Genomic DNA, 23,610 nt, shown 5'->3' with positions numbered 1-23,610 from the left:
GAACGTGACGAAAATCCCGAGGAACTACCGATTCCTCGGGATTTTCTGCACGCTGGGCCAGTGATGATTTCGGTCCGCGTCAAACCAGGCAGTCGCAAAGGGCCGTTGGTCGAGACCGACGACGACGGCACCGTGGTTGTCTACGTCCGTGAGCAGGCCGTGGACGGCAAGGCCAACACCGCGGTGATCCGGGTTCTCGCCGAGCATTTCGGGGTGCCGAAGTCGCGGGTGGAGTTGGTGTCCGGCGCCGCGGCCCGGATCAAGAGGTTCCGGGTCGACGAGTAGCGCGGGGATACTGCTGTCATGCCCCGCATCACCGCAGTCCTCGGCGATATCACCCAGCAGGATGTCGATGCGATCGTCAATGCCGCCAACAACGCCATGCGTGGCGGCGGTGGCGTCGACGGTGCGATTCACCGGGCCGGCGGACCGGCCGTGCTGCGGGACTGCATCGACCGCTTCCCCAACGGTCTGGCCACCGGTGACGCCGGCTGGACGACCGCCGGCGCGCTCCCGGCCCGTTGGGTGATCCACACTGTCGGGCCGAATTACCGCGCGGGCCAACGTGATCCGGAGTTATTGCGGTCCTGCTACCGCCGCTGCATCGAAGTCGCCGATGAACTCGGCGCGCGCACCGTGGCCTTCCCGTTGATCAGTGCGGGTATCTACGGCTGGCCGCTCCACGACGCGATCATGATTGCCGCTGAGACGATTTCATCGACCACGACGAAGGTCGAAGACGTCCGCCTGGTGACGATCGACAACGACACATCCCGGACGATTGCGCGGCTGCTGATGTTCGCTACGCCACTGCGAATATTGCAGGGCGTGCACACGCTGCACAGGCGTGGTTATCACCGGATTCGATTGACGGCGGGGCTGAGTCCATCAGGCGCGTATTGGCGGGTGAGCATCGAGCACGCCGATGATCCCGGGAACGAATGCGGCCGAAACCGCATCGGCTACTCCAGCTCAGCGAGATCGGACTTCCTCGATCGCACCATCGACCTCAGCGCCACTCCAGACACCGTCGCCGACGTGATTCTGCGGGCGATGCCGACAGCCGTTGCGAGTGCCGACGACGCCGCCTATGCCGATTGGTTCGCTGGCTTGATGGCCCGAGTCGAGGAACTCATCCAACTGCCCATCGCCTACGCCGACTTCCCGCTCAATACCGATGGCTGGGATGTCGGCGGCACCGCCTACCCACCTCCGCCCGCTCACCCAAAGTGAAGAAGATCGCGAGATTTCATCGATTTCTCGGGATCTTCTTCACGCTCGGCGCCAACCGGCTCCAAATCAGGCCACACCCAGGTAAGCCGCACGAATGCTGTTGTCCGACAGCAGCTCGCGCGCCACGCCTTCCCGGGTGATCCGCCCAGTCTCCAGGATGTAGGCCCGGTCCGAACGGCTCAGCGCCTGCTGCGCGTTCTGCTCGACCAGCAGCACCGTGGTGCCCTGGGAATTGATCTCGGAGATGATGTGGAAGATCTGCGAGATCACCTTGGGCGCCAAGCCCATTGACGGCTCGTCGAGCAGCAGCACCCGCGGCCGCGCCATCAGCGCCCGGCCGATGGCCAGCATCTGCTGCTCCCCACCAGAAAGGGTCCCGCCGGCTTGCGAACGCCGTTCGGCCAGCCGCGGGAACGTCTCCAGCACCCAGTCGAGCCGCTCGCGGTACTCGGCCTTCGAAGTGAACTTGCGCCCGTAGCAGCCCATTTCGAGGTTCTCGATGATCGTCATGCCCGGGAAGATGCCGCGTCCCTCCGGCGCCTGGATCAGTCCGGCGGTCACCCGACGATGCGCCTTCAACTTCGAGACGTCCTCGCCGTCGAACCACACTGAACCCGCAGACAACGGCAACAACCCCGACAGCGCGCGCATCATCGTGGTCTTGCCCGCGCCGTTCGACCCGAGCAGGGTGACCAGCTCGCCCTGGTGCACCTGCAGCGAAACACCGTGCAGCGCCTGGATTCTGCCGTAATGCACCGAGACGTCCCGGACTTCCAGCAGGACCTGGTCAGAGTTCGTCATCGGGCACCCCCAGGTATGCGGCGATGACCTTCGGGTCCTCGCGAATCTCGGCCGGTAGGCCTTCGGCGATCTTGCGCCCGAACTCCAGCACCACGATGCGGTCGGTGACGCCCATGACCAGCCGCATGTCGTGTTCGATCAGCAGCACGGTGTAGCCGTCGTCCCGGATCGCCTGGATCAATTCGATCAGCGCGGACTTCTCGCTCGGATTGAAGCCTGCGGCGGGCTCGTCCAGGCACAGCAGTTTCGGCTCGGTGGCCAGGGCCCGGGCGATCTCCAGTCGGCGCTGATCGCCGTAGGACAGGTTCCTGGCCTTCTCCTCGCCGCGGTGCGCGATCCCCACGAATTGCAGTAGCGCCGCGGCACGTTCGATCGCGTCGCGCTCCTCCCGCCGGTGCCGCGCCGAACGCAGGAGCGCGCCGGGCACCGATGTCTTGTGCCGGGCGTCGGTGCCGACGACGACGTTCTCCAGGGCGGTCATCTCACCCCACAGCCGGATGTTCTGGAAGGTGCGTGCGATGCCACGCCGCGTGATCTCGTGGCGCTTGATCTTGCCGAGCGGTGCGCCGTCGAACATCACCGAACCGGACGACGGCCGATACACGCCGGTGATCGCGTTGAAGCAGGTGGTCTTGCCGGCACCGTTGGGACCGATGAGGCCGAGAATCTCGCCGCGCCGGATATCGAAGGTCACGGCATCGAGTGCGGTGAGCCCACCGAATTTGACGGTGAGATCAGTTGTCGCCAAGAGCTTTTCGCCCTCCGCGACCTGCACGTCACGGTGCAGTGCGGCGAGTTCCTCGTCGGGGGCGGGCTCGATCGGGACGCTCATGCCGCCGCCTTCGAATCGTCGGCATTGCGCAACAACCCGCGCGCGGACTTGCCGTACGCCAGCAGCTGCTGGCGTACCGGGAACAGACCCTGCGGACGGAAGATCATCAGTACCACCAGCGCCAGGCCGAAGAACAGGTATTTGAGGTCACCGAGGTTGATGCCGAGCAGGTGCACGCCGAGTAGCCGGTTGGGCAGATAGACGATGATGAACGCGCCGATGATCACGCCGAGCTTGTTGCCCTGCCCGCCGAGCACCACCGCACACAGGAACAGCATCGAGTTGATGATGTTGAAGGTCGGCGGCGCGACGTACTGCACCTGGCCGGCATACAGCGCGCCGGACAGGCCACCGATGCCCGCGCCGATGACGAACGCCCAGAGCTTGAACTTGAAGGTGTTGACGCCCATCACTTCTGCGGCGTCCTCGTCCTCCCGGATGGCAACCCAGGCCCGGCCCACGCGACTGCGCTCCAGGTTGCCGACCAGCAGCAGGATGCCGATCATGAGGACCAGCCCGAGCCAGAACCACCAGGTGCCGTAGTTGGCGTGGCCGGCGGAGTTGCCGCTGGAGAACACGCCGTTGGGGAGATCTGCCGACGGCTCATTGCTGAATTCGCGGAGCAATTGCCCGGCCCAACTGTCCGTCTCCCCCACCCGCGGATAGGCGATCTGGTTGAGGCCGCGGGCACCGTTGGTCAGGTCGGAGAGGTTGTCGGCCAGGAGCCGGATGATCTCGCCGAATCCCAACGTGACGATCGCGAGGTAGTCGCCGCGCAGCCGCAGGGTCGGGATGCCCAGAACCAGGCCGGCCAACGCGGTGACGGCCATGGCCAGCGGTACGCAGGCCAGCCAGGCCCAGTCCTTGTTGAGGAACCCGTCGACCCCGACCTGGTTCCACGGGCTGTCCGGGCTGGTCAGCAGCGCGACGGTGTAGGCGCCGACGGCGTAGAACCCGACGTAGCCGAGGTCGAGCAATCCTGCTTGGCCCACAACCACATTGAGGCCGATCGCGATGATCGCCACCATCGCGAACTGCGCCATGGTGCCGCCGAAGCTGATGCCCGGGGTGTTGAGGAACGGCGGCGTGTACAGCGGCAGCAGCGCCACCACGGTGAACGCGAGCAGCCCGAAGACCCACTTCGCGGGCCGGCTCTGCTGATCCCACCACTGGCGCAACTGGTCGCCGGGGGCCAGCACGTACCGGCTCCGGCCGCTGGTGCGCTCGTCGCTCATGCTCGTGCCTTCCCGAGACTTTCACCGAGTATCCCGGTCGGACGGATCAGCAGCACCAGCACCAGGAGCACGAAGGCGACCACGTCGCGCCATTGGGTGCCGAAGAATGCCTGCCCGTAGTTCTCCATCACGCCGAGGATCAACCCGCCGAGCAGCGCGCCCCGCAGGTTGCCGATGCCGCCGAGCACCGCGGCCGAAAATGCCTTGATTCCCAACAGGAATCCGCCCGAGTAGATGATGCCCTGCGGCACCTTCAAGGTGAAGAGCAGTGCGGCGGCGCCGGCCAGCAGGCCGCCGATGAGGAACGTGGTGAGAATGATGCGTTCGCGCGATACGCCCATCAGGGTGGCGGTCGCCGGGTCCTGCGCGACGGCCCGGATGCCACGGCCGAACTTGGTGCGGTTGAGCGCGATGTCGGTCAGCAACGCCAGCACGACGGCGGCGACCACGATGACGATGGTGACGTTCGAGATGTTCGCAGAGAAGAGCGTGAACTGAGTCTTGGGCTGCACCAGGATGATCGGCTGCTGTGCATTGCTACCGCCGAATCCTTTGAGGATCTTCGGCAACACGAAGTGCACGAACTCCTGCAGGACGAACGACATCCCGATCGCGGTGATGAGGAACGTCAAACCGCGCGCATTGCGGCGGCGCAGCGGCCGGTAGGCCACGACCTCCAACCCGACGGCGGCGGCACCGGAGACCAGCATCGCGACGAGCATGGCAATGCCCAGATAGCAGATCGTCAACCCGACGCCCAGGCTGTAGGCATTACCGCTGGGCTTGAAGCCGAGGATGATCTGCAGCGCGAAGTAGGCGCCGAACATGCCGAACATGAAGATTTCCGAGTGCGCGAAGTTGATGAGTCGCAGCACGCCGAACACCAGCGTGTAGCCGACGGCAACCAGGGCATAGATCGCACCCCACGACAACCCGTCAATCGTCAACTGCCAGAACCCGTTCAACAGGTTGTCGACGTTGAAATTGATATTGGCCGCGGTGCACACGTAGTGGCCGACGCAGTCGGGTGTCATCGGGTGGCGGCTCCTCGGTTGTCGCGGTGGTGACTTGTCTGCGAACGAACGACGCGCCCGGCACGGGGTCCGGACGCGTCGTCGTCTGCAGGTTCCTACTGGACCTTGTAGATCCAGATCAGGTTGGTGGTCAGCTCACCCTTGTTGTTCCACTGGTACTTGCGGGCCACACCCTGGCCTTCGTACTTGGTGACGAAGTCCAGCAGCGCGGGCCGGGTGACCGCACCGGAGTCGATGCCCTTGACCAGGATGGTGCCCAGGTCGTAGCCCTCGGTGCTGTAGGTGCCGGGCTCCTGCCCGAACTTCTTGGTGTACTCCTCGGCGAACTGCTTGCTCGCCGGGCCGCACGGGCAGGACAGGATGGCGCCCTTGGTGGCCTCGCCGCCCTGCTTGACGAACTCGGGGTCCTTGGTGCCGTCGGCGCTGGCGAACGTCGCGGTCACGCCACCGTCCTTGAGCTGCTGGGCGAACGTCGCCGCCTCGGCGTAGTACCCGCTGTAGAAGATCGCGTCCGGTGCCGCACCCTTGATCTGGGTGACGGCGGCCGAGAAGTCCTTGTCGCCCTTCTTGACGGAGATGTTGCACGCCGAATCGGCGACCGGTCCGAGCGTGGTGCGCACGGCGGTGGCCAGGCCCAGGCCGTAGTCGGTGCTGTCGTCGACGACGCAGACCTTCTTGTTCTTGAGCGTGTTCTTCAGGTAGTTCGCGACCGACGGACCCTGCACGCCGTCATTGGCCAGGCCGCGGAAGAAGGTCTTCCAGCCGTTCTCGCTCAGCGTCACGTTGGTGGCCGAGGCAGTGGCGGCGACCAGGCCGGCTTGGTCGAAAACGGTGCCGGTGGCCTTCGTCTCGCCCGAGAAGGCCGGGCCGACCAGGCCGATGGTGAACTTGTCGTCGACGATCTGCGGCGCGATGCCCGTCGCCTTCTGCGGGTCGCCTTCGGTGTCGAAGGTCTTCAGCGTCACCTGACAACCCGGGTTGGCCGCGTTGTGCTTGTCGATGGCGAGCTGCACGCCGTCCTTGATGTTGATGCCGAGCGCGGCATCAGGACCGTTCAGGGCACCAGCCATGGCGATCGAGACCGGCGGGCAGGTCGCCTTGCCGTCGCCGGCGGGATCGGCGGGAGTCGCGCCCCCGGCCGCCTTGATCTCCGCGCCGTTCTCGTCGATCTGCACCTGCTCCACGATCTTGAGATTCGAGCCGGCGGCGCCGCTCTGCTTCGGTTCGGACTGGCTGCATCCCGCCAGACCGAACACGATCAGACCGGCACTGCCGACTGCAAGAGCATTCCGAGCTACGCGACTGCGCACGCTTCACCTCCGGGTCATGGTTACGTGGCACCGGACGCGGCCTGACTCTTCGCAGGTAAGGCCCGATGTCCGCTACTTCGCGTAGACAGTAACCAACACGGCGCGGCGATACGCGCTGTTGAGCGATGCTCGCCAACCTTGTGTCGAGCGGACCTGTGTAAATGCTGCGGCCCGAAACACAGAGTTAACGAGACCCGGCTCCGCGACTCAGTCGGCTGACGGCTCTGTCGCTTCCGCGACCGGCGGATCCAGCGTCTCGACGACGACCTCGGCCACCCGCTTCATCGTGGTGCGACGGTCCATCGCCGCCCGCTGTATCCACTTGAACGCCTCGGGTTCGGACATGCCCTGCTTGGTCTGCAGGATGCCTTTGGCGCGCTCGACGAGCTTGCGGGTCTCCAGTCGGTCCGACAGCGAGAGGACTTCCTTCTCCAACGCCGTCAGCTCACCGAAGCGGCTGACCGCGACCTCGATGGCCGGCACCAGGTCCGTGATGGAGAACGGCTTGACCAGGTAGGCCATGGCACCCGCGTCACGGGCCCGTTCGACCAGCTCACGCTGCGAAAACGCAGTCAGGATCACGATGGGCGCGATGCGCTTGGCGGCGATCTCGGAGGCCGCGTCGATGCCGTCGCGGCGAGGCATCTTCACATCCATGATCACCAGGTCGGGCTTCAGCTTCTCGGCGAGCTCGACCGCCTCCTGGCCGTCGCCGGCCTCGCCGACGATCTCGTAGCCCTCCTCGCGGAGCATCTCCGCCAGGTCCATTCGGATGAGCGCCTCATCCTCGGCCACGAGAACTCGGCGCGGTGTGACGGCATCAGCTGTTGGCCCGGTCATCCCCACATTGTCGCGTGCCTCGGCCGACGAGGCGACCTCGGGGCGCTGCGCGGCCACCAGAATCACATCCACTATGGTGGTACACCGCACCGCCGAAACGCCCTCGTATCCCAACTGGCAGAGGAAACGGATTCAAAACCCGTGCAGTGTGAGTTCGAATCTCACCGAGGGCACCAAAACTCGCCGCTAAACTGCACGCATGGGGGCACTGCGAGTCACTGCGGATGGGCTGTTCGCCGTTGCCGGTCAACTCGAGCAGCATGCCCAAGCTCTGTCGGCGCACACCGTCAGCGGTGCGCCGCTGCCTGCCGGCCAGTCCACCGCAGATGTCGTCGCCGAAATCCAGACCCGCGTTGATGCCGCATCCGCCGCGCATGCCGAGCGCATCTGGTCCGTCGCGTCCGCACTGACCGCCGCCGGACGCGCCTATACCGACTCCGACCGCTCGGCCTCGTCAGCATTGGCGGAATAGCCTCGATGGCCGAACTCGAACTGCCGACACTGGCACAGATCACCGATTGGGACGTTCAGCACCTGGTCGACGCTGCGGCGCAATGGACCAAGACCGCCGACCTGTGGGAGAACTCATTCCACGATGTCTGGCAGGGCACCCTGCGCCCCGGCGGCACCACGTGGGAAGGCAGCGCCGCGGAGAACGCGCAGGACGTCGCCTGGCGTGATCTGGTAAAGGTCCGCGGGTCGGCCGACGCGCTGCGGACCGCCGCCAATATCGCCCACACCGGCGCGGCGTCGCTCTCTGATGTCAAACGACTGGCGCTGGGCGCAATCGACGAAGCACGCACCAACGAGTTCACCGTCGCCGACGACCTGTCGGTGACCGAGGTCAGGTACCGGTTCGTGGCCAGGGAACGCGAATCGCGCGAGTCGATCGCCGACGACCACACCGCCGACATCCGGCACCTCGCTGCGAATCTCGTTGCGCTGGACCGGGATATCGCGCACCGACTGCGGGCGACCATGTCCGGGATCGGCAACCCGATCTACTCAGTGTGAGCGCCTCCCCGGCGCCTGAAGCGCCGGGGAGGCCTCGCCCAAACCGGGACTATGAGCCCTGGTGCTGGTGTGTCTTGCTGTCCGTCGACGAGTCCTTGCCACCGCCATCGCCGTTGGCCCGACCGGCCGGCTTTGCCGGCTCACTCGCCGCGGCCGGGGTCTGCTTCTTGGCTTTGCCGGGCTTCTTACCAGTCTTGCCCTTGGTACCCGCTTTGCCGCTGTCCGACTTGTCCTGCGTCGCACCATCTTTGGTCTGGGTCTTGGACTCGTTCGCCGGCGACGGCGTGGTGTCAGACTTAGGTGTGTCGGCCTTCGGGGTGTCAGCCTTCGGGGTGTCAGCCTTCGGGGTGTCAGCCTTCGGGGCCTCAGCCTTCGGGGCCTCAGCCTTCGGGGTCTCGTCCTTCGGGGTGTCGGTCTTCACCTCGGACTTCGTCTCATCGGCCTTAGGGGTCTCCGCCTTGGGCTCCTCGGTCTTGGTGTCCTCGGACTTGGTGTCCGCAGCCTTCGGGTCGACGGCCCCGGCGGCTTCGTGCTCGGCGGCGTCAACCACCGTCACGTCACCGGATTCCGACTTGTCGCCGGTCTTGGCATGCTCGGCAGTGTCTTTCGAACCGCTCACCTGAGCCTTCAGCTCCGTGATCGCCGTCTTGGCCGCCGCGAGCTTCTCCTCGCTTGTCGCAGCCGCCGAAGTGACGCTCGCGGCAGTAGTTGGCTGCGCCGCAGCGGGTTTGAAGATTGCCGACAGAGCGTCGGTGAACGCCTTGACGGCATTGGCGAACGCGGTCTGCAACGACGCGGTGAACGAGGCGAATGCCTGCTGCGCCTGAGCGATGGCTTTCTGAATGAACTGGATGAACGCGACGAAGGGTGGTGTCACCGGATTGTGTTGCAGCGCATCGGCGATCGCCTGCTGGATCACCGCCACCGCGAGTTTGGGCGTCCAGTCGGCCTGATAGATGCCGTAGCCGGTGTCTGTGCCGGGAGTGCCGTCGCGGGTGGTGTAGATGTACAGCGGTCCGGTGTAGGTCAACGCCCGCCACGCGGTGATCATGTCCTGGATGAAGGCGGACTGGCTCTGGTTGCTGGCGTCGGTCACCTGACCGTTCGCGTCGAGCACCGTCTGGAAGCCGTACTCAGTTGCCCAGATGAGCTTGGTCCCGTCGCCGTTCTGCACCATGAGCGCCCGGACCCCCTCGACCTGACTGATCGCCGTGAGCGGGATCCCCTCTCCTTGGGAGAACTTCACCAGCTGCGAGAAGTCGTACGGGTGCACTGACAGCGCGTCGAAAAATCCTTGCGCGCCAGCGGCATACATCGCCGCCACGTAGGCAGGCGCGGATGCGGTCAGGTTGCCGATGTCCAGCAGCGGAGCCAGTGCGCCGGCAACGACGGTCGCCGTCGGATCGAGCTGCTTGATCACCGGGTAAACCGCCTTCAACAGAGCGGTGTAGCTGGCCGCATTCATCGGCTGGTAAAACGAGGCCGCATTGACCTCATTCCAGATCTCGTATGCGGAGATCGTGTTGCCGTACCGGTTGACGACCTGAGTCATGAAGTTCACGTAGTCCTGCGGATTCGGCGCTCCGGCACCCGGAAGGGTGCCGGAGGGCGCCGCCCACAACGGCGTGCTGCTGACCACAGCCAGCACGCCCATGTTGTGCGCTGCTGCGGCAGTCATCACATTGTCCATCAGCGACCAGTTGTAGCTGCCCTGCGCCATCGGCTCGATCAGTCCCCACGGCACGAAGACCCTGATGTTCTGCACCCCGATCGATTGCAGCTTGGTCAGGGTGGCATCGATGTCCGCCGGCGACAGTCCGTACAGACTCGAATCCGCGATGCCGATGGTGGTGTTCGATTCATCGATCGTGGCGGTGGGCGTTACATCGACCGTGACCGAGCGCGGCGGCATGGGAGCCACGTGGCTATACGCACAGAGGACGGCCAACGGCATCAATACGACAACGACTCTCAACATCAGAGCTCGGACCAGACGGTTCACCGCAGTCCCCTTTCCACCTGGTCATCGCCATTGATCGATGACGCGTAGGCAGTTAATTTACTGCTCCGACAACAACTAAATGCCTCCAAATCGGAAATCTTATTGAAATAGTCCAGCTATGCATGTTAGGCAAATATAGAGCCAGGCTAAATACCTCTGGTATGTTCGCAACCAGCTAATCAATATCACTTTGCTAATTCGCCATAGGCAAGGATTTCGACCTTGTTTCCGCAGCTAATCAGGGCTCAATGACCTCCGCGTGCGCTATTCGACGCCATCGTCGAATATTTGGCAATTTTGATATTGATCGGTTTCGTCCCTATTTTCCAGTTGCGGCGAAGGGACGCTCAGTACCAACCAAAATCCCGCTCAGCGAGCCGTCCTAAATGGCCAGAGCAACTGGCCATTATGGGTACCGCGGTGGCCTGCTGTTTCGCCGTCAGCGGAGTATCCGCAGGCGAGCACCAAATCCGGCCCTGCACGTCTACCCTTGAATCCATGGCGATCATGGACGACGCTCGCCTCGCCGGTGGCGCCGCGAATCCGAACGCCGACCTGGTCGCTGCTGTGCGCCGCTCGGTGTGTGTGCCGACCGCGACTGTCCGCGAGTGCCTTCACCCTGACGCCGACATCCTGAGCCCGACGGTCGCCCGCAGTCGCCGAATCCTGACCCGCACCAGCCGCCTCGGCGCGATGCTCAGCGTCTTTTTCGCATTCCAGGCCTTGTCCACGGGGCCGTATGCGATGTGGATCGGTGCGGTCAATCTGGGCAGTGCGGCGCTGTTCCTGCTCGTCCCGACGCTCTACCGGTTCGGCGAGCTGGTCGCGCCCGCAGCATTCGTGCTGATCGCCTATACCTCGGTCACCGTCGTGACCATCAACATCGGCACCGGCTCCGGCATCCTGCTGTACTTCGCCGTGGCCGGCGCGATCGCCCTGTTGATCGTGGGACTCGAACATCTGGCCTTTGCGGCCGTCGTCGCCGCGGTCGGCATCGTCACCGCAACCATCCTGGAATTCACGATCCCGGCGCACACCGGCGCGCAGACCGAGTTGGAAAGCCGGGTGTCGTTCGTCATCACGGCGGTGTCCGCCTGCCTGATCGTGATGGCGACCGTCTGGTCCGTCCTGCGCGAGAACGCCATCGCCCAGCGCGCCATCCAAGCGGAGTACCTGCGGTCCGAGTCGCTGTTGGCGAACATCCTCCCGGAGTCCATCGCGCAACGACTCAAGGATCCGGCGCATACGGTGATCGCCGACAAATTCGATGACGCCTCAATCCTTTTCGCCGATATCGCCGGGTACACCCAGCGCGCCAGCGACACCGCCCCTGCCGATCTGGTCCAGTTCCTGGACACGCTGTACACCGATCTGGACGCCCTGGTCGACCGGCACGGCCTGGAGAAGGTCAAGACCAGCGGTGACTCCTACATGGTGGTCAGCGGGATACCGCACGGGCGCGCCGATCACCTCGAGGCGCTGGCCTGTCTGGCTCTGGACTTCAACGACGCGGTGCGCGAACTGACCGACGCGAAGGGGCGCCCCGTCCCGGTCCGTATCGGCCTCGCCGCCGGCCCGGTGGTGGCCGGTGTCGTGGGTTCTCGCAAGTTCTTCTACGACGTCTGGGGCGACGCGGTCAACGTCGCGTCGCGGATGGAGAGCACCGACGTCGCCGGGCGAATCCAGGTGCCGCACAACGTGTATGAACGCCTCCAGCATGCCTACGAATTCGAGGAGCGCGGGGAGATCGACGTCAAGGGCAAGGGTCTGATGCACACCTGGTACCTGACCGGGCGACTGTCCGCGGCCGGCGCCTCGCGGGCCGACGGCGCTCAGTCCAGCCCGTGCTCGATGGCGTAGCGCGCAGCTTCGACCCGATTGGCCACCTGCAGCTTGCGGAACGTCGCTTGCACGTGGTTCTCGACAGTGCGGTGACTCAGGGTCAGACGTTCAGCGATCTGCTTGGCGGTCAAGCCTTTTGCCACGTAGCGGAGAATCTCGGTCTCCCGTTCCGTCAAGCCCGCTGCGGGGTCCGCGCCCGGCGCCTTGGCCATGCGCCGGTGCTCCCCCAGCACCAGGCCTGCGAGCCCTGGGGTGAACACCGCACGCCCCTCGCCCGTCGCACGGACCGCGTCGGCCAACTCGGCCTTGGAGGCGCTCTTCACCAGATATCCGGTGGCGCCGGCCTTCACCGCCTCCAGCACGTCGTCGCGCTCGTCGGAAGCCGACAGCACCAGCACTCGACTGGCCGGGGATACCGCCAGCACCTGAATGGTCGCCTCGACCCCGCTACCGTCGGACAGCCGCATGTCCATCACCACCACCTGGGGCTTGACCACCGCAGCCCGACGTCCCGCGGCCCCGACCCCGTCAGCGGTGGCCACCACGGTGAAACCCGAGTCCTCGAGATCGCGGGCGACTGCGTCGCGCCAGATCGGGTGATCATCGACCACCATGACCGTCAGCTCGGACGGTTGCGGCTCAGGCATCGGTGCCGTCTGTTCTGGGCACGGTCAGCTCCCACTCGGTGCCGGCCCCCGGCGACGTCGTCAGCTCGGCGGTACCGCCGAGCGATTCCAGCCGTCCGACAATGGATTTCGTCACGCCCATGTGCCCCTCCGCCGCCGCCTGCGCCAGCCGTCCGTCGGCAATGCCCACCCCATCGTCGCGGATACTCACCACCACCTGCTCCCCCAGGTCTTCGACGAGGACGAAAGCCCGGGCCTCCGGACCCGCGTGCGCAGCCGTGTTGCCCAACACGTTGGCCACCGCGGCATCGAGCTCGCCCGCCACGGCCGCGTCGAGCAGCACCGGGTCCGGCGGCACGCTCACCGCGACACGGTCCCCGGCACGAGTCCGGAGCATCTCCCCGACGTCGACCAGACCACCCGTCGCCTCGTCCAGGCCGGAACTGACCAGCCGGCGCAGCGCCCGTTCCTGCTCACCGGCCAGCTGCGCGAGTTCCGTTGTCTCACCGCCGATTTCCCGCCCCTTACGGGCCACCAGCGCCAATACCTGAATGGCCCCGTCATGCACCTGCCGGGACAGCCGCTCGCGCTCGGCGGTCGCCGCCGCCAATCGGATCGCCCGCTGCAGCTCCGCGTGGGCCCGGCGGGCGGTCTGGGCGGCCATCCCGACCGCGAGTCCCACCGCCAACTCGATGACGAGCGTCGCCTGCCGCCCCAGATTGGGGTCGAAGTAGCCCTTGAGCACCGCACCGGCCGCCGTTACCAGCAGGCCGACGCCCATACCCGCCACCGGCCCCAGCTGGATCGCCGCCGACAGCGTCGCGTTGGTGGCCCATAACGTCGTCGGCCACGACTGGTTGCCGGCGATCCACTCCGGGGACGCCACCAGATCGGTCGACAACACCAGCAGCACCACCACCAGCACCTCGGCCAGCACCCAGCCCGACCGTCTGCCGAAACCTCTCAGATAGCCCACCGCACACGCCACGCTCCACGCCATGAGGACCCCGAACAGCGCCCACGTGACGGCAGGGTGCCGCAGATCGTCATTCACGGCGAGCTGAAAACCCAAGGCGTACAGGCAACTGAGGAGCCGGAAGCCCTGCGCGGCCCGCCACAGCGGGGCAGCGGGGTCCGGCTCGGAAGCGAGGTGCACGGCCACTACATCACTTTGGACAGGAAGGCCTTCGTGCGTTCATGTTTCGGGTTGGCCATCACCTCACGCGGAGCGCCGCGCTCGACCACCACGCCGGCGTCCATGAACACCAGCTCGTCGGCGACCTCGCGCGCGAAACCCATCTCGTGGGTGACCACCACCATCGTCATGCCCAGCTGGGCCAGATTCTTCATGACCGCGAGCACGTCCCCGACCAGCTCCGGGTCCAGAGCCGACGTCGGCTCGTCGAACAGCATCAGTTTGGGCTCCATCGCCAACGCACGGGCGATCGCGACCCGCTGCTGCTGGCCTCCGGACAACTGGGCCGGATACGCGTCGGCCTTGCTGGACAACCCGACCTGGTCGAGCAGTTCCCGCGCGCGACTCAACGCCGCAGCGCGCTTGACGCCCTTGACATGGACCGGTGCCTCGATGATGTTCTCCAGCGCCGTCCGGTGCGGGAACAGATTGAAATGCTGGAAGACCATGCCGACGTCGCGGCGCTGGCGGGCGGCTTCCCTTGGCGGGAGTTCGTGCAGCTTGCCGCCGCGTTCGCGGTAGCCGACCAGCTGCTCGTCGACGTACAGCCGTCCGGCGCTGACCTGCTCCAGGTGATTGATACACCGCAGGAACGTCGACTTACCCGAACCGGAGGGACCGACGAGCACGAGCACCTGGCCGCGCTCGACTTCCAGTGAGACGCCCTTGAGTACATCCAGGGCACCGAAGCTCTTGCACACCTGCTCGGCGCGCACCATCAGGGTCGATGCGCGATCCGCCTTCGGCTCCTCGCTGGTGGTCATGCGGGCACGCCCCCGTGGTCTCCCAGCTGCGCCCGGGCAAGGGCCTCAAGCTGTTTGGTCGTCAGCTTCCGCGACGCGCCCCGCGAGAAGTACCGCTCCAGGTAGAACTGTCCGACCATCAACACGCTGGTGATGACCAGGTACCAGGTGGCGGCCACCAGCAGCAGCGGAATGGGCTGGAAGAGCACCGCCGAGATGTCGCGGGTACGCGTGTAGAGCTCGAGGGTGTACGGCACCGCTGTGACCAGCGATGTGGTCTTCAGCATGCTGATCAACTCGTTGCCGGTGGGCGGCACGATCACCCGCATCGCCTGCGGCAGGACGGTGCGCCGCATGGTCATCCACCACGACATACCGAGGGCGACCGATGCCTCCGTCTGCCCCTCCGGGACGGAAATGATTCCGGCACGGATGATCTCGGCCATGTAGGCGGCTTCGTTGAGGCCCAGTCCGATGAACGCCATCTGGAACGCCAGCGACAGACCCTGCAGCTGGATATGGAACAGCGACGGGCCGAACGGCACCCCGATCTGGATGTTCTGGTAGATCGACGGGAACAGGCCCCAGAACACCAGCTGCACGTACACCGGAGTACCGCGGAAAATCCACAGATAGCCCCACGCGACCGCCCGGAACACCGGGTTGGGCGACAGCCGCATCACGGCCAGGATGACGCCGAGCACCAAGCCGATCGTCATCGCATAGATGGTGAGCTGCAAGGTATTCCAGGCCGCCTCGGCCACCCGCTCGTCGAGCAGGTACTTGAGGTAGGTGTCCCACCCGTAGGCCTCGTTGGTGGCAGCACCGTAGACGAACAGGCCGGCAATGATGAGGATCGCGACGGCCCCCACCCACCGCCACGGGTGTCGTAGCGGCACCGCGTCGATGGCAGCAGGCCCGTGCGGGGCAGCCGCCGACTCAGCACTCGTCACGTCAGCTGGTGGCCCCGTTGACGACCGGCTTGTCGATCATCCCGGCCTGCACGCCCCAACTGGTGGCGATCTGCTTGTAGGTGCCGTTGTCGATCAGATGCTGCAGCGCCTGCAACAGCGACTGGGCCAACGGAGACCCCTTCTTGACCGGCCAGCCGTACGGCGACGAGTTGAAGACCTCGCCCGCCTGCACCAGCTTGCCGCCCGTCTGCTTGATCGCCCACAGCGTCACGGGCGAATCGGCCGACATGGCGTCAGCCTGGCCGACGACGACCGCATTGGCGGCCTGGTCCTGGTTGTCGAACTTCACCACGTCGATGGGCGGCTTGCCGGCGTCGGTGCACGTCTTGGACTTGGCGGGCAGTTCCTCGGTGTCCTGCACCGTGGTCGACTCGACCGCGACCTTCTTGCCGCAGGCGTTGTTCGGGTCGATCTGGCCACCCGCGCGCTGCGCCCACAGGCTGCCGGCCGAGAAGTAGGTGACGAAGTCGACCTGCTGCTCACGCTGCTTGCTGTCGGTGAACGACGACATCCCGACGTTGTAGGTGCCGGCCTGGATTGCCGGGATGATCTTGGAGAAGTCCGATTCCTCGCGGTAGTCGACCGTCAGGCCGAGCGTCTGGGCGATGGCGTTCATCAGGTCGACGTCGAATCCGACGATCTTCCCGGTGCTCGAGTCCTTGTACTCGTTGGGCGCGTACGGGATGTTCACGCCGACGATCAGCTTGCCGCTGGACTTGATGGCCTCCGGCACGGTGTTGGCGATCGACTCGACCTTGGCGGCGGGAGCGGCCGACGAACTCGACGCGGGCGACGTGGATTCGGTGTTCTTCGTGCAACCCGACAGCGCCAATGCGCTACTGGCAGCCACCACCACTGCAATGCGCCATGCTGTGCCCCGACGGGTCTGACTGACACCTGACACGTTGCCTCTTCCCTACTGCTTCACTGTGTACCGACCACACCTGCCATGACTTGGGAGCACCTTATCGGCACTGTGGTCATCAAGCGTGCCAATCGACGGTTGTCCACTGTGAAAAACAGGGTCGTCCGAACTCTGCGCAGCGCGCGTCAAATATGTGAGACTGCGTCAATGACCACGCAAACTCCGCCAAGTCTGTTGCAGCACCTGTGGAAATCCGCCCTCATCTCGGGCCTGCTCGCCGTGGCACTCGGTGCGGCGGTGTTGGCCTGGCCCGGCATCACCATCCTGGTAGCCGCGATCGCGTTCGGCGCCTACCTGCTCATCAGCGGCATCGGCCAGGTGGTGTTCGCCTTCAGCCTGCACATCACAGCCGGTGGCCGGGTGCTGGCCTTCATCAGCGGCGCGGCATCCCTGGTACTCGCCGTGCTGGCGTTCCGTCACATCGGCGATGCCGTACTGCTGCTGGCCATCTGGATCGGCATCGGCTTCATCTTCCGCGGGGTGGCCACCACCGTGTCGGCGATCAGCGACCCCACACTTCCCGCCCGCGGCTGGAACATCTTCCTCGGCATCATCAGTCTGATCGCGGGCTTCGTCGTGCTGGGTTCGCCGATCGAGTCGATCGGCACGCTGGCACTGGTGACGGGCATCTGGCTGGTGGTCACCGGTGTCGCCGAAGTGATCACCGCGTTCGGAATCCGCAAGGGCGCCAAGGCTGTTGACAAGGCCATCAACGAGGCGACGACCAACGCCTGAGGCCGCTGACCGGAATGTGCTGTGCGGCCAGGCGCACGTGTGCGCCTGGCCACACAATTGCCTGTTCGGCAGGTCTAGACCGCCGCCCGCATGAACTACTACAGTAAGTCGTAGATCAATCCCTCCGGCTCGGGGCAGGCTCAATGGACGCACTGGACGTATCGAGGTGGCAGTTCGGGATCACCACCGTCTACCACTTCATCCTGGTCCCGCTGACCATCGGCCTCGCGCCGCTGTTGGCCGTCATGCAGACCATCTGGGTGGTGACCGGCAACCCGGCCTGGTACCGGCTCACCAAGTTCTTCGGCAAGCTGTTCCTGATCAACTTCGCTCTCGGCGTGGCCACGGGCATCGTGCAGGAATTCCAGTTCGGGATGAACTGGAGTGAGTACTCACGATTCGTCGGTGACGTGTTCGGCGCACCCCTGGCCCTGGAAGGCCTGGCCGCGTTCTTCTTCGAATCCACCTTCCTCGGCCTGTGGATCTTCGGCTGGACCAAACTGCCCCGGCTGGTGCACCTGGCGTGTATCTGGATCGTCGCCTTCGGGGTGAACGCGTCGGCGTTCTTCATCATCTCGGCCAACTCGTTCATGCAGCATCCCGTTGGCGCGCACTACAATCCGGAGACCGGCCGGGCCGAGCTCACCAGCATCTGGGAGCTGTTGACCAACAACACGGGCATCGCGGCGTTCACCCACACGGTCGGCGGCGCGATCCTGACGGCCTCGACCTTCGTCGCGGCGATCAGCGCCTGGTGGATGGTGCGCGGCGGCAACACCGAAGAATCGCGCACCATGTTCCGCCCGGCCGCCATGCTGGGCTGTTCCATCGCGCTGGTCGCCGCGGCCTCGCTCGGGCTCACCGGGGATTTCCAGGGCAAGCTGATGTTCGTCCAGCAGCCCATGAAGATGGCGTCGGCAGAATCGTTGTGCCACACCGAAACCGACCCGGACTTCTCGGTCCTGACCATCGGTACCCACAACAACTGCGACAGCGTCACGCACGTCATCGAGGTGCCGTACGTGCTGCCCTTTTTGGCCGAGAGCAAGTTCGAGGGCGTCCGATTGGAGGGCGTGCAGGACCTGCAGAAGGAATACGTCGCCAAGTACGGCCCGGGTGACTACCGACCCAACCTGTTCGTCACCTACTGGTCGTTCCGCATGATGATCGGATTGCTGGCCTTCCCAGGGCTTTTCGCGCTAACCACCCTGTGGTTGACGCGCAAGGGCCGAATCCCGACGCAGCGATGGCTGAGCATCTTCGCACTGGTGACGCTGCCCATGCCGTTCCTGGCCAACAGCGCCGGCTGGGTCTTCACCGAGATGGGCCGCCAACCCTGGGTGGTCGCCAACAACCCGACGGGCGACCCGAACCTGCATCTCACGATCCGGCAGGGCGTGTCGGACCACAGCGCGGGCACGGTCTGGATCTCGCTGATCACTTTCACCACGCTCTACGCGCTGCTGGCCGTCATCTGGTTCTGGCTGCTGCGCCGCTACACGCTCGAGGGGCCACTCGAACACGACGCCGAACCGACACCACCCACCCCACCCGACAGCGACGACGTCGCCCCACTGTCGTTCGCGTACTAGGAAGGGGCAGCCATGACACTTCAGAACCTCTGGTTCGGCATCCTGGCCGCGCTCTTCCTGGGCTTCTTCGTCCTGGAGGGGTTCGACTTCGGCGTGGGCATGCTCATGGAGTTCTTCGGGCGCACCGACAGTGCCGTCAAAGGCGACCCGGAACAGCACCGCCGCGCCGCGCTGAACACCATCGGACCGGTGTGGGACGGCAACGAGGTCTGGATCATCACCGCGGGCGCCGCGATGTTCGCGGCGTTCCCGGGCATGTACGCCACGCTGTTCTCGGGCCTCTACCTGCCACTGCTGGCCATCCTGGTCGGCATGATCGTGCGGGTCTGCGCCATCGAATGGCGCGGCAAGATCGACGATCCGCAGTGGCGCCGACGGGCCGACATCGGCATCGCCTTGGGCTCCTGGCTGCCCGCCGTGCTGTGGGGCGTGGCCTTCGCCTCCATCCTGCGCGGCCTCCCGGTCGACGCCCGGCATCAGATTCAGCTGTCGGCCGGCGACGTGCTCAACCCGTACTCGCTGCTCGGCGGCATCGCCACGGCCAGCCTGTTCGCGTTCCACGGCGCGGTGTTCGTCACGCTCAAAACCGAAGGGGCCGTGCATGATGACGCGCGCCGCTTCGCCACCCGACTGACCGTTCCGGTGACCGTGATCGTCGCCGCGTTCGGCATCTGGACCCAGGTGGCCTATGGCGACGACGTGACCTGGATAGCACTGGGAATCGCTGTGGTGGCACAGCTTTCGGCCGTCCGGCTGGTGTGGACGCGCCGCGCCGACGGCTGGGCATTCGCGGCGACGGCGGTGGTCGTCGCCGCCGTGGTCGCGCTGCTGTTCGGCTGCCTGTACCCGAATCTCATTCCGTCCACCCTCGACCCGGCGTGGAGCCTGACCATCCACAACGCGTCGTCGTCGCCGTACACCCTCAAGGTGATGACCTGGGCCGCGCTGCTGCTCACGCCGCTGGTGATCGCCTACCAGGGCTGGACGTACTGGGTATTCCGGCAACGGATTTCGGCCGAGCACATCCCGGCTTCCATCGGGTTGTCCCGGAACGGCGGGCCGCACTGACCCGATCGTCGACCAATCCCCGCATGACCGCCGGTCTGCGGCGGCATCTGGCGGCCACGGTCGGCAGCGGGGTCGTCGTCACTGCCGCGGCGCTCGCCGCGGCAGTGCTCACCGCGCAGGTGGTGGCCGGGGTCATCACCACCGGCGCACCGCTGTCGCATTGGGCGCCAAGGCTGGCGGCGGTCGCCGCACTGTGGGCGGTGCGCGCCGGCGCCCAGTGGTGGCAGGCCAGGTTGAGCCAGCACGGCGCCACCGCGATGATCGCCGACCTCGATGCTCAGGTGCTCACCGTCGTCGCCGCACTGCCGCCGCACCGTCGACAGGCGGTGCACGACGAGGCCGCGATCCTGCTGACCCGCGGCCTGGACGGACTGCGGCCGTACTTCACCCGCTACCTGCCCGCCGTGGTCATGTCCGTGTTGTTGACGCCGGCGGCCGTGATCGTGATCGCCGCCTGCGACTTGAAATCCGCGGCGGTCGTCCTGATCGCGCTGCCGCTGATCCCACTGTTCATGGTGCTGATCGGTGTCATGACAACCGAGCGGTCAGCGGCCGCGCTGGCCGCCATGGCCACCCTGCAGTCGCGTCTGCTCGATCTCATCGCGGGCATTCCGACCCTACGCGCTCTCGGCCGCGCCGAGGGCGCCGCGCCACGCATCACCGAACTGTCTGACGCACATCGGCATTCGGCCCTGGCCACGCTGCGTATCGCGTTCCTGTCGGCGCTGGTCCTCGAATTGCTGGCGACGCTGGGGGTTGCGCTGGTCGCAGTCGGCGTCGGTCTGCGGCTGGTCAGCGGTGGGGTCACGCTTCCGGTCGCCCTGACCGTCCTGCTGCTGGCCCCCGAGGTGTTCTGGCCGCTGCGCCGCGTCGGCGTGGAATTTCATGCGGCGCAGGACGGCAAGGTCGCCTTCGGGCAGGCCTACCGCCTGCTGGCAGCCGCAGGGCAACCGGAATCCGGCACCGCGCGGATCGGAGCGCGGCCGACCATCGAGTTGGAGCAGGTCAGCATCGACGGCCGCGACGGGCCGGCGCCGCACCAGCTGACGCTGCGGGCCGCGCCCGGCGCGGTGACCGTGCTGACCGGGCCCAACGGCTGCGGGAAAAGCACAGCGCTGCAGGCGATTCTGGGGCTGACGCCGCCCGACGCAGGCCGGGTACTCATCGGAGATGACGCGCAGCGGCTCGAGGTCGGCGCGCTGGACCGGCAGCACTGGTGGCAACAGATCGGCTGGCTGCCGCAACGGCCGGTACTGGTCCCGGGCACCGTGCGGGCGAACCTGGAACTGCTCGGCCCTCTCCCCGACCTCGACGGTGCCTGCCGCGCATCGGGATTCGACGAGGTGCTGGCCACGCTGCCCGCCGGACTGGACACCGTGCTGGGCCGCGGTGGCTCCGGGCTGTCGCTGGGCCAGCGGCAGCGGCTGGCGCTGGCCCGGGTCCTCGGCAGGCCCTGCCCGGTACTGCTGCTCGACGAACCGACCTCACATTTGGACGCCGAGCTGGAAATCCAGGTACTGCACGCGATCCGGGCCCGCGCCGAGGCCGGTGCCACCGTGCTGGTCGTCGGACACCGCGACGCAGTGCTGGCCATCGGCGACGAGGTCGTCCAGGTGGGAGGTGCTTCCCGTGTCCACAGTTAGATTCGCGATCGCGCTGCTCCGGCCCCGTCTCCCGCGTCTGGCGCTGGCGGTCTTCCTCGGGTCCGCGGCGCTCGGCAGCGCCCTCGCCCTGGCCGGGGTGTCGGCTTGGCTGATCACCCGGGCCTGGCAACAACCGCCGATTCTCCAGTTGTCCGTCGCGGTGGTGGCGGTTCGCCTGTTCGGCATTTCCCGTGGGGTACTGGGCTATTGCGAACGCCTGGCATCGCACGACGTGGCCCTGCGGGCCGCAGGCCGGGCCCGCACCGAGCTGTACCGGCGCCTGTGCGCCGCACCACCGGCGACAGTGCTGCGCCTGAGCAGCGGCGAATTGGTCTCGCGCGCAGGCGCTTCCGTCGACGATCTGGCCGACACCCTGGTGCGCTCGGTGTTACCCATCGCCGTGGCGACGGTGCTTTCGACTGCCGCGGTGATCGTCATCGCCGTCATCTCCCCCGCCGCGGCCCTGGCCCTCACGGCCGGGCTGGTGGTCGCCGGCGGGTGGGCGCCATGGCAGGCGGCCCGCGCCGCGGAGGCCACCGAGCGCCTTGCCGCAGAACATCGTTCAGACCGCGACGGGGCCGTCATGCTGGCCCTCGACCATGCCGCGGAACTGGCGGTGGCCGGCCGTCTGACCGACGTCATCGCGCAGGCCACCGAGGACCACCGGCGCTGGGGCGACGCCGCCGACCGCGCCGCCCGGCCCGCCGCCCTGGTCGCCGCGGTCCCGATCCTGGCCACCGGCGCGAGTGCCATCGCCGCGGTGCTGGCCGCCATCTCGCTGACCTCGACCGTCGCGCCCACCACGCTGGCGGTCCTCATGCTGCTGCCGTTGTCGGCGTTCGAGGCAACCGGCGCCCTGCCGGCCGCGGCGGTGCAGCTGACGCGGGCCCGCATCGCCATCGCGCGGCTGACCGGCATGCTGACCGAAGATGCCGACGACCGCGTCCTCACGGCCGTCCCACCGCTCGAGCCGGCGGCCGGCGATCGAGTTGCCGTGCTGGGGGCCAGTGGCCGCGGCAAGACCACCTTGCTGTTGTCGACTGCCGACCGCTTCCGCGAAACCGATTCACCGGCAGGGTTTTTCGCCGAGGATGCGCACCTGTTCGACACCACGCTGCGCGACAACCTCCTGGTGGCCCGGGGCGATGCCACCGACGGCGAACTCACCACCGCCCTGGAGCAGGTCGGCCTGGGTCCGTGGCTGGCGACGCTGCCCGACGGTCTGTCCAGCCTGCTCGCCGGCGGGGCCGCCGCAGTATCGGCCGGCCAGCGGCGCCGACTGCTGCTCGCCCGCGCCCTGCTGACCGACTTCCCCGTGGTGCTCCTCGACGAACCGACCGAACACCTCGACGCGGCGGACAGCGAGCGGTTACTCACCGAACTCCTCACTCCGGGTGCACTGTTCGGCGCCGACCGCGCGGTGGTGGTGGCCACCCACCATCTGCCGGCGAACGTGGACTGCACGGTGCTGGACCTCAGCAACGACGGGTACCCTGCGCAGTCATGAGCATGTATCCCGGTGGCGGGTATCCCCCGCCGCCACCGCCGCCGTACGCCAACGCGGCATACGGGCCGTACACGGCGGCTCCGCGCAACGGTATGGGCACCACGGCGCTGGTGCTGGGCATCGTGGGATTGCTGACCTCGTGGTCGGTGGTCGGTGGGCTGCTGTTCGGGCTTGGCGCCGTCGCGTGCGGCGTCATCGGCCGCAACCGGGTCAAAGAGGGGCTCGCCGACAACGCCGTGGTGGCCGGCGCGGGCATCGCGCTGGGCGCGCTGGCCACGGTGCTGGCGGTGGTGTTCGTCTTCGTGGTGATCGGCTTCTACCGCCAGGTCGGGTTCAGCGACTACACCGACTGCATGACGCGCGCCGGGCAGGACCAGAACGCGCAGAGCACCTGCGTCCAGGACTTCCGGAGCCGCATCGAGAAGGAGTTCGGCGTCAAGGTCGAGGGCTGAGACCGAA

General features: G+C 66.5%; 22 protein-coding genes, 1 tRNA gene and 1 pseudogene. 12 read left to right on the top strand and 12 right to left on the bottom strand.

Annotated elements, in window-relative coordinates; all coding sequences use genetic code 11:
• Positions 1-63 precede the first annotated feature (63 nt).
• Together ACNO8X_RS14005 and ACNO8X_RS14000 are read left to right on the top strand one after the other, a co-directional pair.
• Positions 64-285: a DUF167 domain-containing protein gene (locus tag ACNO8X_RS14005; protein ID WP_418005896.1), complete on the top strand. Its 222-nt coding sequence runs from the start codon at positions 64-66 to the stop codon at positions 283-285.
• An 18-nt stretch (positions 286-303) separates the two neighbouring features.
• Positions 304-783: pseudogene (locus tag ACNO8X_RS14000) on the top strand (O-acetyl-ADP-ribose deacetylase); the annotation flags it as partial.
• A 516-nt stretch (positions 784-1,299) separates the two neighbouring features.
• Here the strand turns inward: ACNO8X_RS14000 and ACNO8X_RS13995 are convergent.
• The 6 genes from ACNO8X_RS13995 to ACNO8X_RS13970 form a co-directional block, all read right to left on the bottom strand.
• Entirely contained in the window at positions 1,300-2,034 is a 735-nt protein-coding gene (locus ACNO8X_RS13995; protein WP_418001482.1) for an ABC transporter ATP-binding protein, read from the bottom strand.
• Entirely contained in the window at positions 2,021-2,866 is an 846-nt protein-coding gene (locus ACNO8X_RS13990; RefSeq protein WP_418001481.1) for an ABC transporter ATP-binding protein, read from the bottom strand. The genes ACNO8X_RS13995 and ACNO8X_RS13990 overlap by 14 nt, the downstream gene beginning before the upstream one ends.
• Complete coding sequence (locus ACNO8X_RS13985) at positions 2,863-4,101, bottom strand: branched-chain amino acid ABC transporter permease (protein WP_418001480.1); 1,239 nt, start codon at positions 4,099-4,101, stop codon at positions 2,863-2,865. Before ACNO8X_RS13985 ends, ACNO8X_RS13990 begins: the two co-directional genes overlap by 4 nt.
• A complete protein-coding gene (locus tag ACNO8X_RS13980) occupies positions 4,098-5,135 on the bottom strand; it encodes a branched-chain amino acid ABC transporter permease (protein WP_043398377.1) in 1,038 nt (345 codons plus the stop codon). Before ACNO8X_RS13980 ends, ACNO8X_RS13985 begins: the two co-directional genes overlap by 4 nt.
• A 95-nt stretch (positions 5,136-5,230) precedes the next feature.
• Positions 5,231-6,445, bottom strand: coding sequence for a branched-chain amino acid ABC transporter substrate-binding protein (locus ACNO8X_RS13975; protein WP_418001479.1), 1,215 nt, complete (start codon positions 6,443-6,445; stop codon positions 5,231-5,233).
• Between the two features lie 207 nt (positions 6,446-6,652).
• A complete protein-coding gene (locus tag ACNO8X_RS13970; protein WP_418005895.1) occupies positions 6,653-7,285 on the bottom strand; it encodes an ANTAR domain-containing response regulator in 633 nt (210 codons plus the stop codon).
• Between the two features lie 99 nt (positions 7,286-7,384).
• Between ACNO8X_RS13970 and ACNO8X_RS13965 the strand changes: the two genes are divergently transcribed.
• From ACNO8X_RS13965 to ACNO8X_RS13955, 3 genes are all read left to right on the top strand, one after another.
• Positions 7,385-7,461: transfer RNA gene (locus ACNO8X_RS13965), tRNA-Leu, on the top strand.
• 23 nt (positions 7,462-7,484) lie between these two features.
• On the top strand, positions 7,485-7,757 hold the full coding sequence (locus ACNO8X_RS13960; RefSeq protein WP_418001478.1) for a hypothetical protein: 273 nt from the start codon (positions 7,485-7,487) through the stop codon (positions 7,755-7,757).
• Between the two features lie 5 nt (positions 7,758-7,762).
• Positions 7,763-8,299, top strand: a complete 537-nt coding sequence (locus ACNO8X_RS13955) for a hypothetical protein (protein ID WP_418001477.1) — start codon at positions 7,763-7,765, stop codon at positions 8,297-8,299.
• Between the two features lie 49 nt (positions 8,300-8,348).
• Here the strand turns inward: ACNO8X_RS13955 and ACNO8X_RS13950 are convergent, their stop codons facing one another.
• Positions 8,349-10,211: a hypothetical protein gene (locus tag ACNO8X_RS13950; protein ID WP_418001476.1), complete on the bottom strand. Its 1,863-nt coding sequence runs from the start codon at positions 10,209-10,211 to the stop codon at positions 8,349-8,351.
• A gap of 588 nt (positions 10,212-10,799) precedes the next feature.
• Between ACNO8X_RS13950 and ACNO8X_RS13945 the strand changes: the two genes are divergently transcribed.
• A complete protein-coding gene (locus tag ACNO8X_RS13945) occupies positions 10,800-12,161 on the top strand; it encodes an adenylate/guanylate cyclase domain-containing protein (RefSeq protein WP_418001475.1) in 1,362 nt (453 codons plus the stop codon).
• Here ACNO8X_RS13945 and ACNO8X_RS13940 read toward each other — a convergent pair.
• The 5 genes from ACNO8X_RS13940 to ACNO8X_RS13920 are packed head-to-tail and all read right to left on the bottom strand — an operon-like array spanning position 12,134 to position 16,534.
• On the bottom strand, positions 12,134-12,790 hold the full coding sequence (locus ACNO8X_RS13940; protein WP_418001474.1) for a response regulator: 657 nt from the start codon (positions 12,788-12,790) through the stop codon (positions 12,134-12,136). The two genes, ACNO8X_RS13945 and ACNO8X_RS13940, sit on opposite strands and share 28 nt — an antisense overlap.
• Complete coding sequence (gene macS / locus ACNO8X_RS13935) at positions 12,783-13,931, bottom strand: MacS family sensor histidine kinase (protein ID WP_418001473.1); 1,149 nt, start codon at positions 13,929-13,931, stop codon at positions 12,783-12,785. Before macS ends, ACNO8X_RS13940 begins: the two co-directional genes overlap by 8 nt.
• Positions 13,931-14,683 (bottom strand): amino acid ABC transporter ATP-binding protein, encoded by a 753-nt coding sequence (locus ACNO8X_RS13930; RefSeq protein WP_418005894.1) that lies wholly within the window; start codon positions 14,681-14,683, stop codon positions 13,931-13,933. Before ACNO8X_RS13930 ends, macS begins: the two co-directional genes overlap by 1 nt.
• Positions 14,684-14,724: 41 nt before the next feature.
• Positions 14,725-15,660: an amino acid ABC transporter permease gene (locus tag ACNO8X_RS13925; protein ID WP_418001472.1), complete on the bottom strand. Its 936-nt coding sequence runs from the start codon at positions 15,658-15,660 to the stop codon at positions 14,725-14,727.
• A 1-nt stretch (position 15,661) separates the two neighbouring features.
• On the bottom strand, positions 15,662-16,534 hold the full coding sequence (locus tag ACNO8X_RS13920) for an ABC transporter substrate-binding protein (protein ID WP_418005893.1): 873 nt from the start codon (positions 16,532-16,534) through the stop codon (positions 15,662-15,664).
• Between the two features lie 219 nt (positions 16,535-16,753).
• Here ACNO8X_RS13920 and ACNO8X_RS13915 point away from each other — a divergent pair, with 219 nt between their 5' ends.
• From ACNO8X_RS13915 to ACNO8X_RS13890, 6 genes are all read left to right on the top strand, one after another.
• Entirely contained in the window at positions 16,754-17,341 is a 588-nt protein-coding gene (locus tag ACNO8X_RS13915) for an HdeD family acid-resistance protein (RefSeq protein ID WP_418001471.1), read from the top strand.
• Positions 17,342-17,484: 143 nt separating this feature from the next.
• Positions 17,485-18,933, top strand: coding sequence for a cytochrome ubiquinol oxidase subunit I (locus tag ACNO8X_RS13910; RefSeq protein ID WP_043986015.1), 1,449 nt, complete (start codon positions 17,485-17,487; stop codon positions 18,931-18,933).
• Positions 18,934-18,945: 12 nt separating this feature from the next.
• Positions 18,946-20,001, top strand: a complete 1,056-nt coding sequence (gene cydB, locus ACNO8X_RS13905; protein WP_418001470.1) for a cytochrome d ubiquinol oxidase subunit II — start codon at positions 18,946-18,948, stop codon at positions 19,999-20,001.
• Between the two features lie 23 nt (positions 20,002-20,024).
• Positions 20,025-21,644: a thiol reductant ABC exporter subunit CydD gene (cydD, locus tag ACNO8X_RS13900; protein WP_418001469.1), complete on the top strand. Its 1,620-nt coding sequence runs from the start codon at positions 20,025-20,027 to the stop codon at positions 21,642-21,644.
• Positions 21,631-23,151 (top strand): ATP-binding cassette domain-containing protein, encoded by a 1,521-nt coding sequence (locus ACNO8X_RS13895; RefSeq protein ID WP_418001468.1) that lies wholly within the window; start codon positions 21,631-21,633, stop codon positions 23,149-23,151. The genes cydD and ACNO8X_RS13895 overlap by 14 nt, the downstream gene beginning before the upstream one ends.
• A complete protein-coding gene (locus tag ACNO8X_RS13890; RefSeq protein ID WP_043398402.1) occupies positions 23,148-23,603 on the top strand; it encodes a DUF4190 domain-containing protein in 456 nt (151 codons plus the stop codon). The genes ACNO8X_RS13895 and ACNO8X_RS13890 overlap by 4 nt, the downstream gene beginning before the upstream one ends.
• Positions 23,604-23,610: the final 7 nt, after the last annotated feature.

The organism is Mycobacterium sp. PDNC021 (assembly GCF_048282635.1).
Lineage (GTDB): Bacteria > Actinomycetota > Actinomycetes > Mycobacteriales > Mycobacteriaceae > Mycobacterium > Mycobacterium llatzerense.
Note: the sequence above shows the minus strand (reverse complement) of the source record. Positions and strands in the feature narration are given on the sequence as shown.

Excerpts from the sequence above, each read along its gene's own strand:
- ACNO8X_RS14005 (WP_418005896.1), top strand. The coding sequence starts at position 64 with ATGATTTCGGTCCGCGTCAAACCAGGCAGTCGCAAAGGGCCGTTGGTC.
- ACNO8X_RS13950 (WP_418001476.1), bottom strand. The coding sequence starts at position 10,211 with ATGCCGCCGCGCTCGGTCACGGTCGATGTAACGCCCACCGCCACGATC.
- ACNO8X_RS13995 (WP_418001482.1), bottom strand. The coding sequence starts at position 2,034 with ATGACGAACTCTGACCAGGTCCTGCTGGAAGTCCGGGACGTCTCGGTG.
- ACNO8X_RS13910 (WP_043986015.1), top strand. The coding sequence starts at position 17,485 with ATGGACGCACTGGACGTATCGAGGTGGCAGTTCGGGATCACCACCGTC.
- ACNO8X_RS13940 (WP_418001474.1), bottom strand. The coding sequence starts at position 12,790 with ATGCCTGAGCCGCAACCGTCCGAGCTGACGGTCATGGTGGTCGATGAT.
- ACNO8X_RS13960 (WP_418001478.1), top strand. The coding sequence starts at position 7,485 with ATGGGGGCACTGCGAGTCACTGCGGATGGGCTGTTCGCCGTTGCCGGT.
- ACNO8X_RS13970 (WP_418005895.1), bottom strand. The coding sequence starts at position 7,285 with ATGACCGGGCCAACAGCTGATGCCGTCACACCGCGCCGAGTTCTCGTG.
- cydD (WP_418001469.1), top strand. The coding sequence starts at position 20,025 with ATGACCGCCGGTCTGCGGCGGCATCTGGCGGCCACGGTCGGCAGCGGG.
- cydB (WP_418001470.1), top strand. The coding sequence starts at position 18,946 with ATGACACTTCAGAACCTCTGGTTCGGCATCCTGGCCGCGCTCTTCCTG.
- ACNO8X_RS13930 (WP_418005894.1), bottom strand. The coding sequence starts at position 14,683 with ATGGTGCGCGCCGAGCAGGTGTGCAAGAGCTTCGGTGCCCTGGATGTA.
- ACNO8X_RS13945 (WP_418001475.1), top strand. The coding sequence starts at position 10,800 with ATGGCGATCATGGACGACGCTCGCCTCGCCGGTGGCGCCGCGAATCCG.
- ACNO8X_RS13915 (WP_418001471.1), top strand. The coding sequence starts at position 16,754 with ATGACCACGCAAACTCCGCCAAGTCTGTTGCAGCACCTGTGGAAATCC.
- ACNO8X_RS13955 (WP_418001477.1), top strand. The coding sequence starts at position 7,763 with ATGGCCGAACTCGAACTGCCGACACTGGCACAGATCACCGATTGGGAC.
- ACNO8X_RS13980 (WP_043398377.1), bottom strand. The coding sequence starts at position 5,135 with ATGACACCCGACTGCGTCGGCCACTACGTGTGCACCGCGGCCAATATC.
- ACNO8X_RS13985 (WP_418001480.1), bottom strand. The coding sequence starts at position 4,101 with ATGAGCGACGAGCGCACCAGCGGCCGGAGCCGGTACGTGCTGGCCCCC.
- ACNO8X_RS13890 (WP_043398402.1), top strand. The coding sequence starts at position 23,148 with ATGAGCATGTATCCCGGTGGCGGGTATCCCCCGCCGCCACCGCCGCCG.
- ACNO8X_RS13990 (WP_418001481.1), bottom strand. The coding sequence starts at position 2,866 with ATGAGCGTCCCGATCGAGCCCGCCCCCGACGAGGAACTCGCCGCACTG.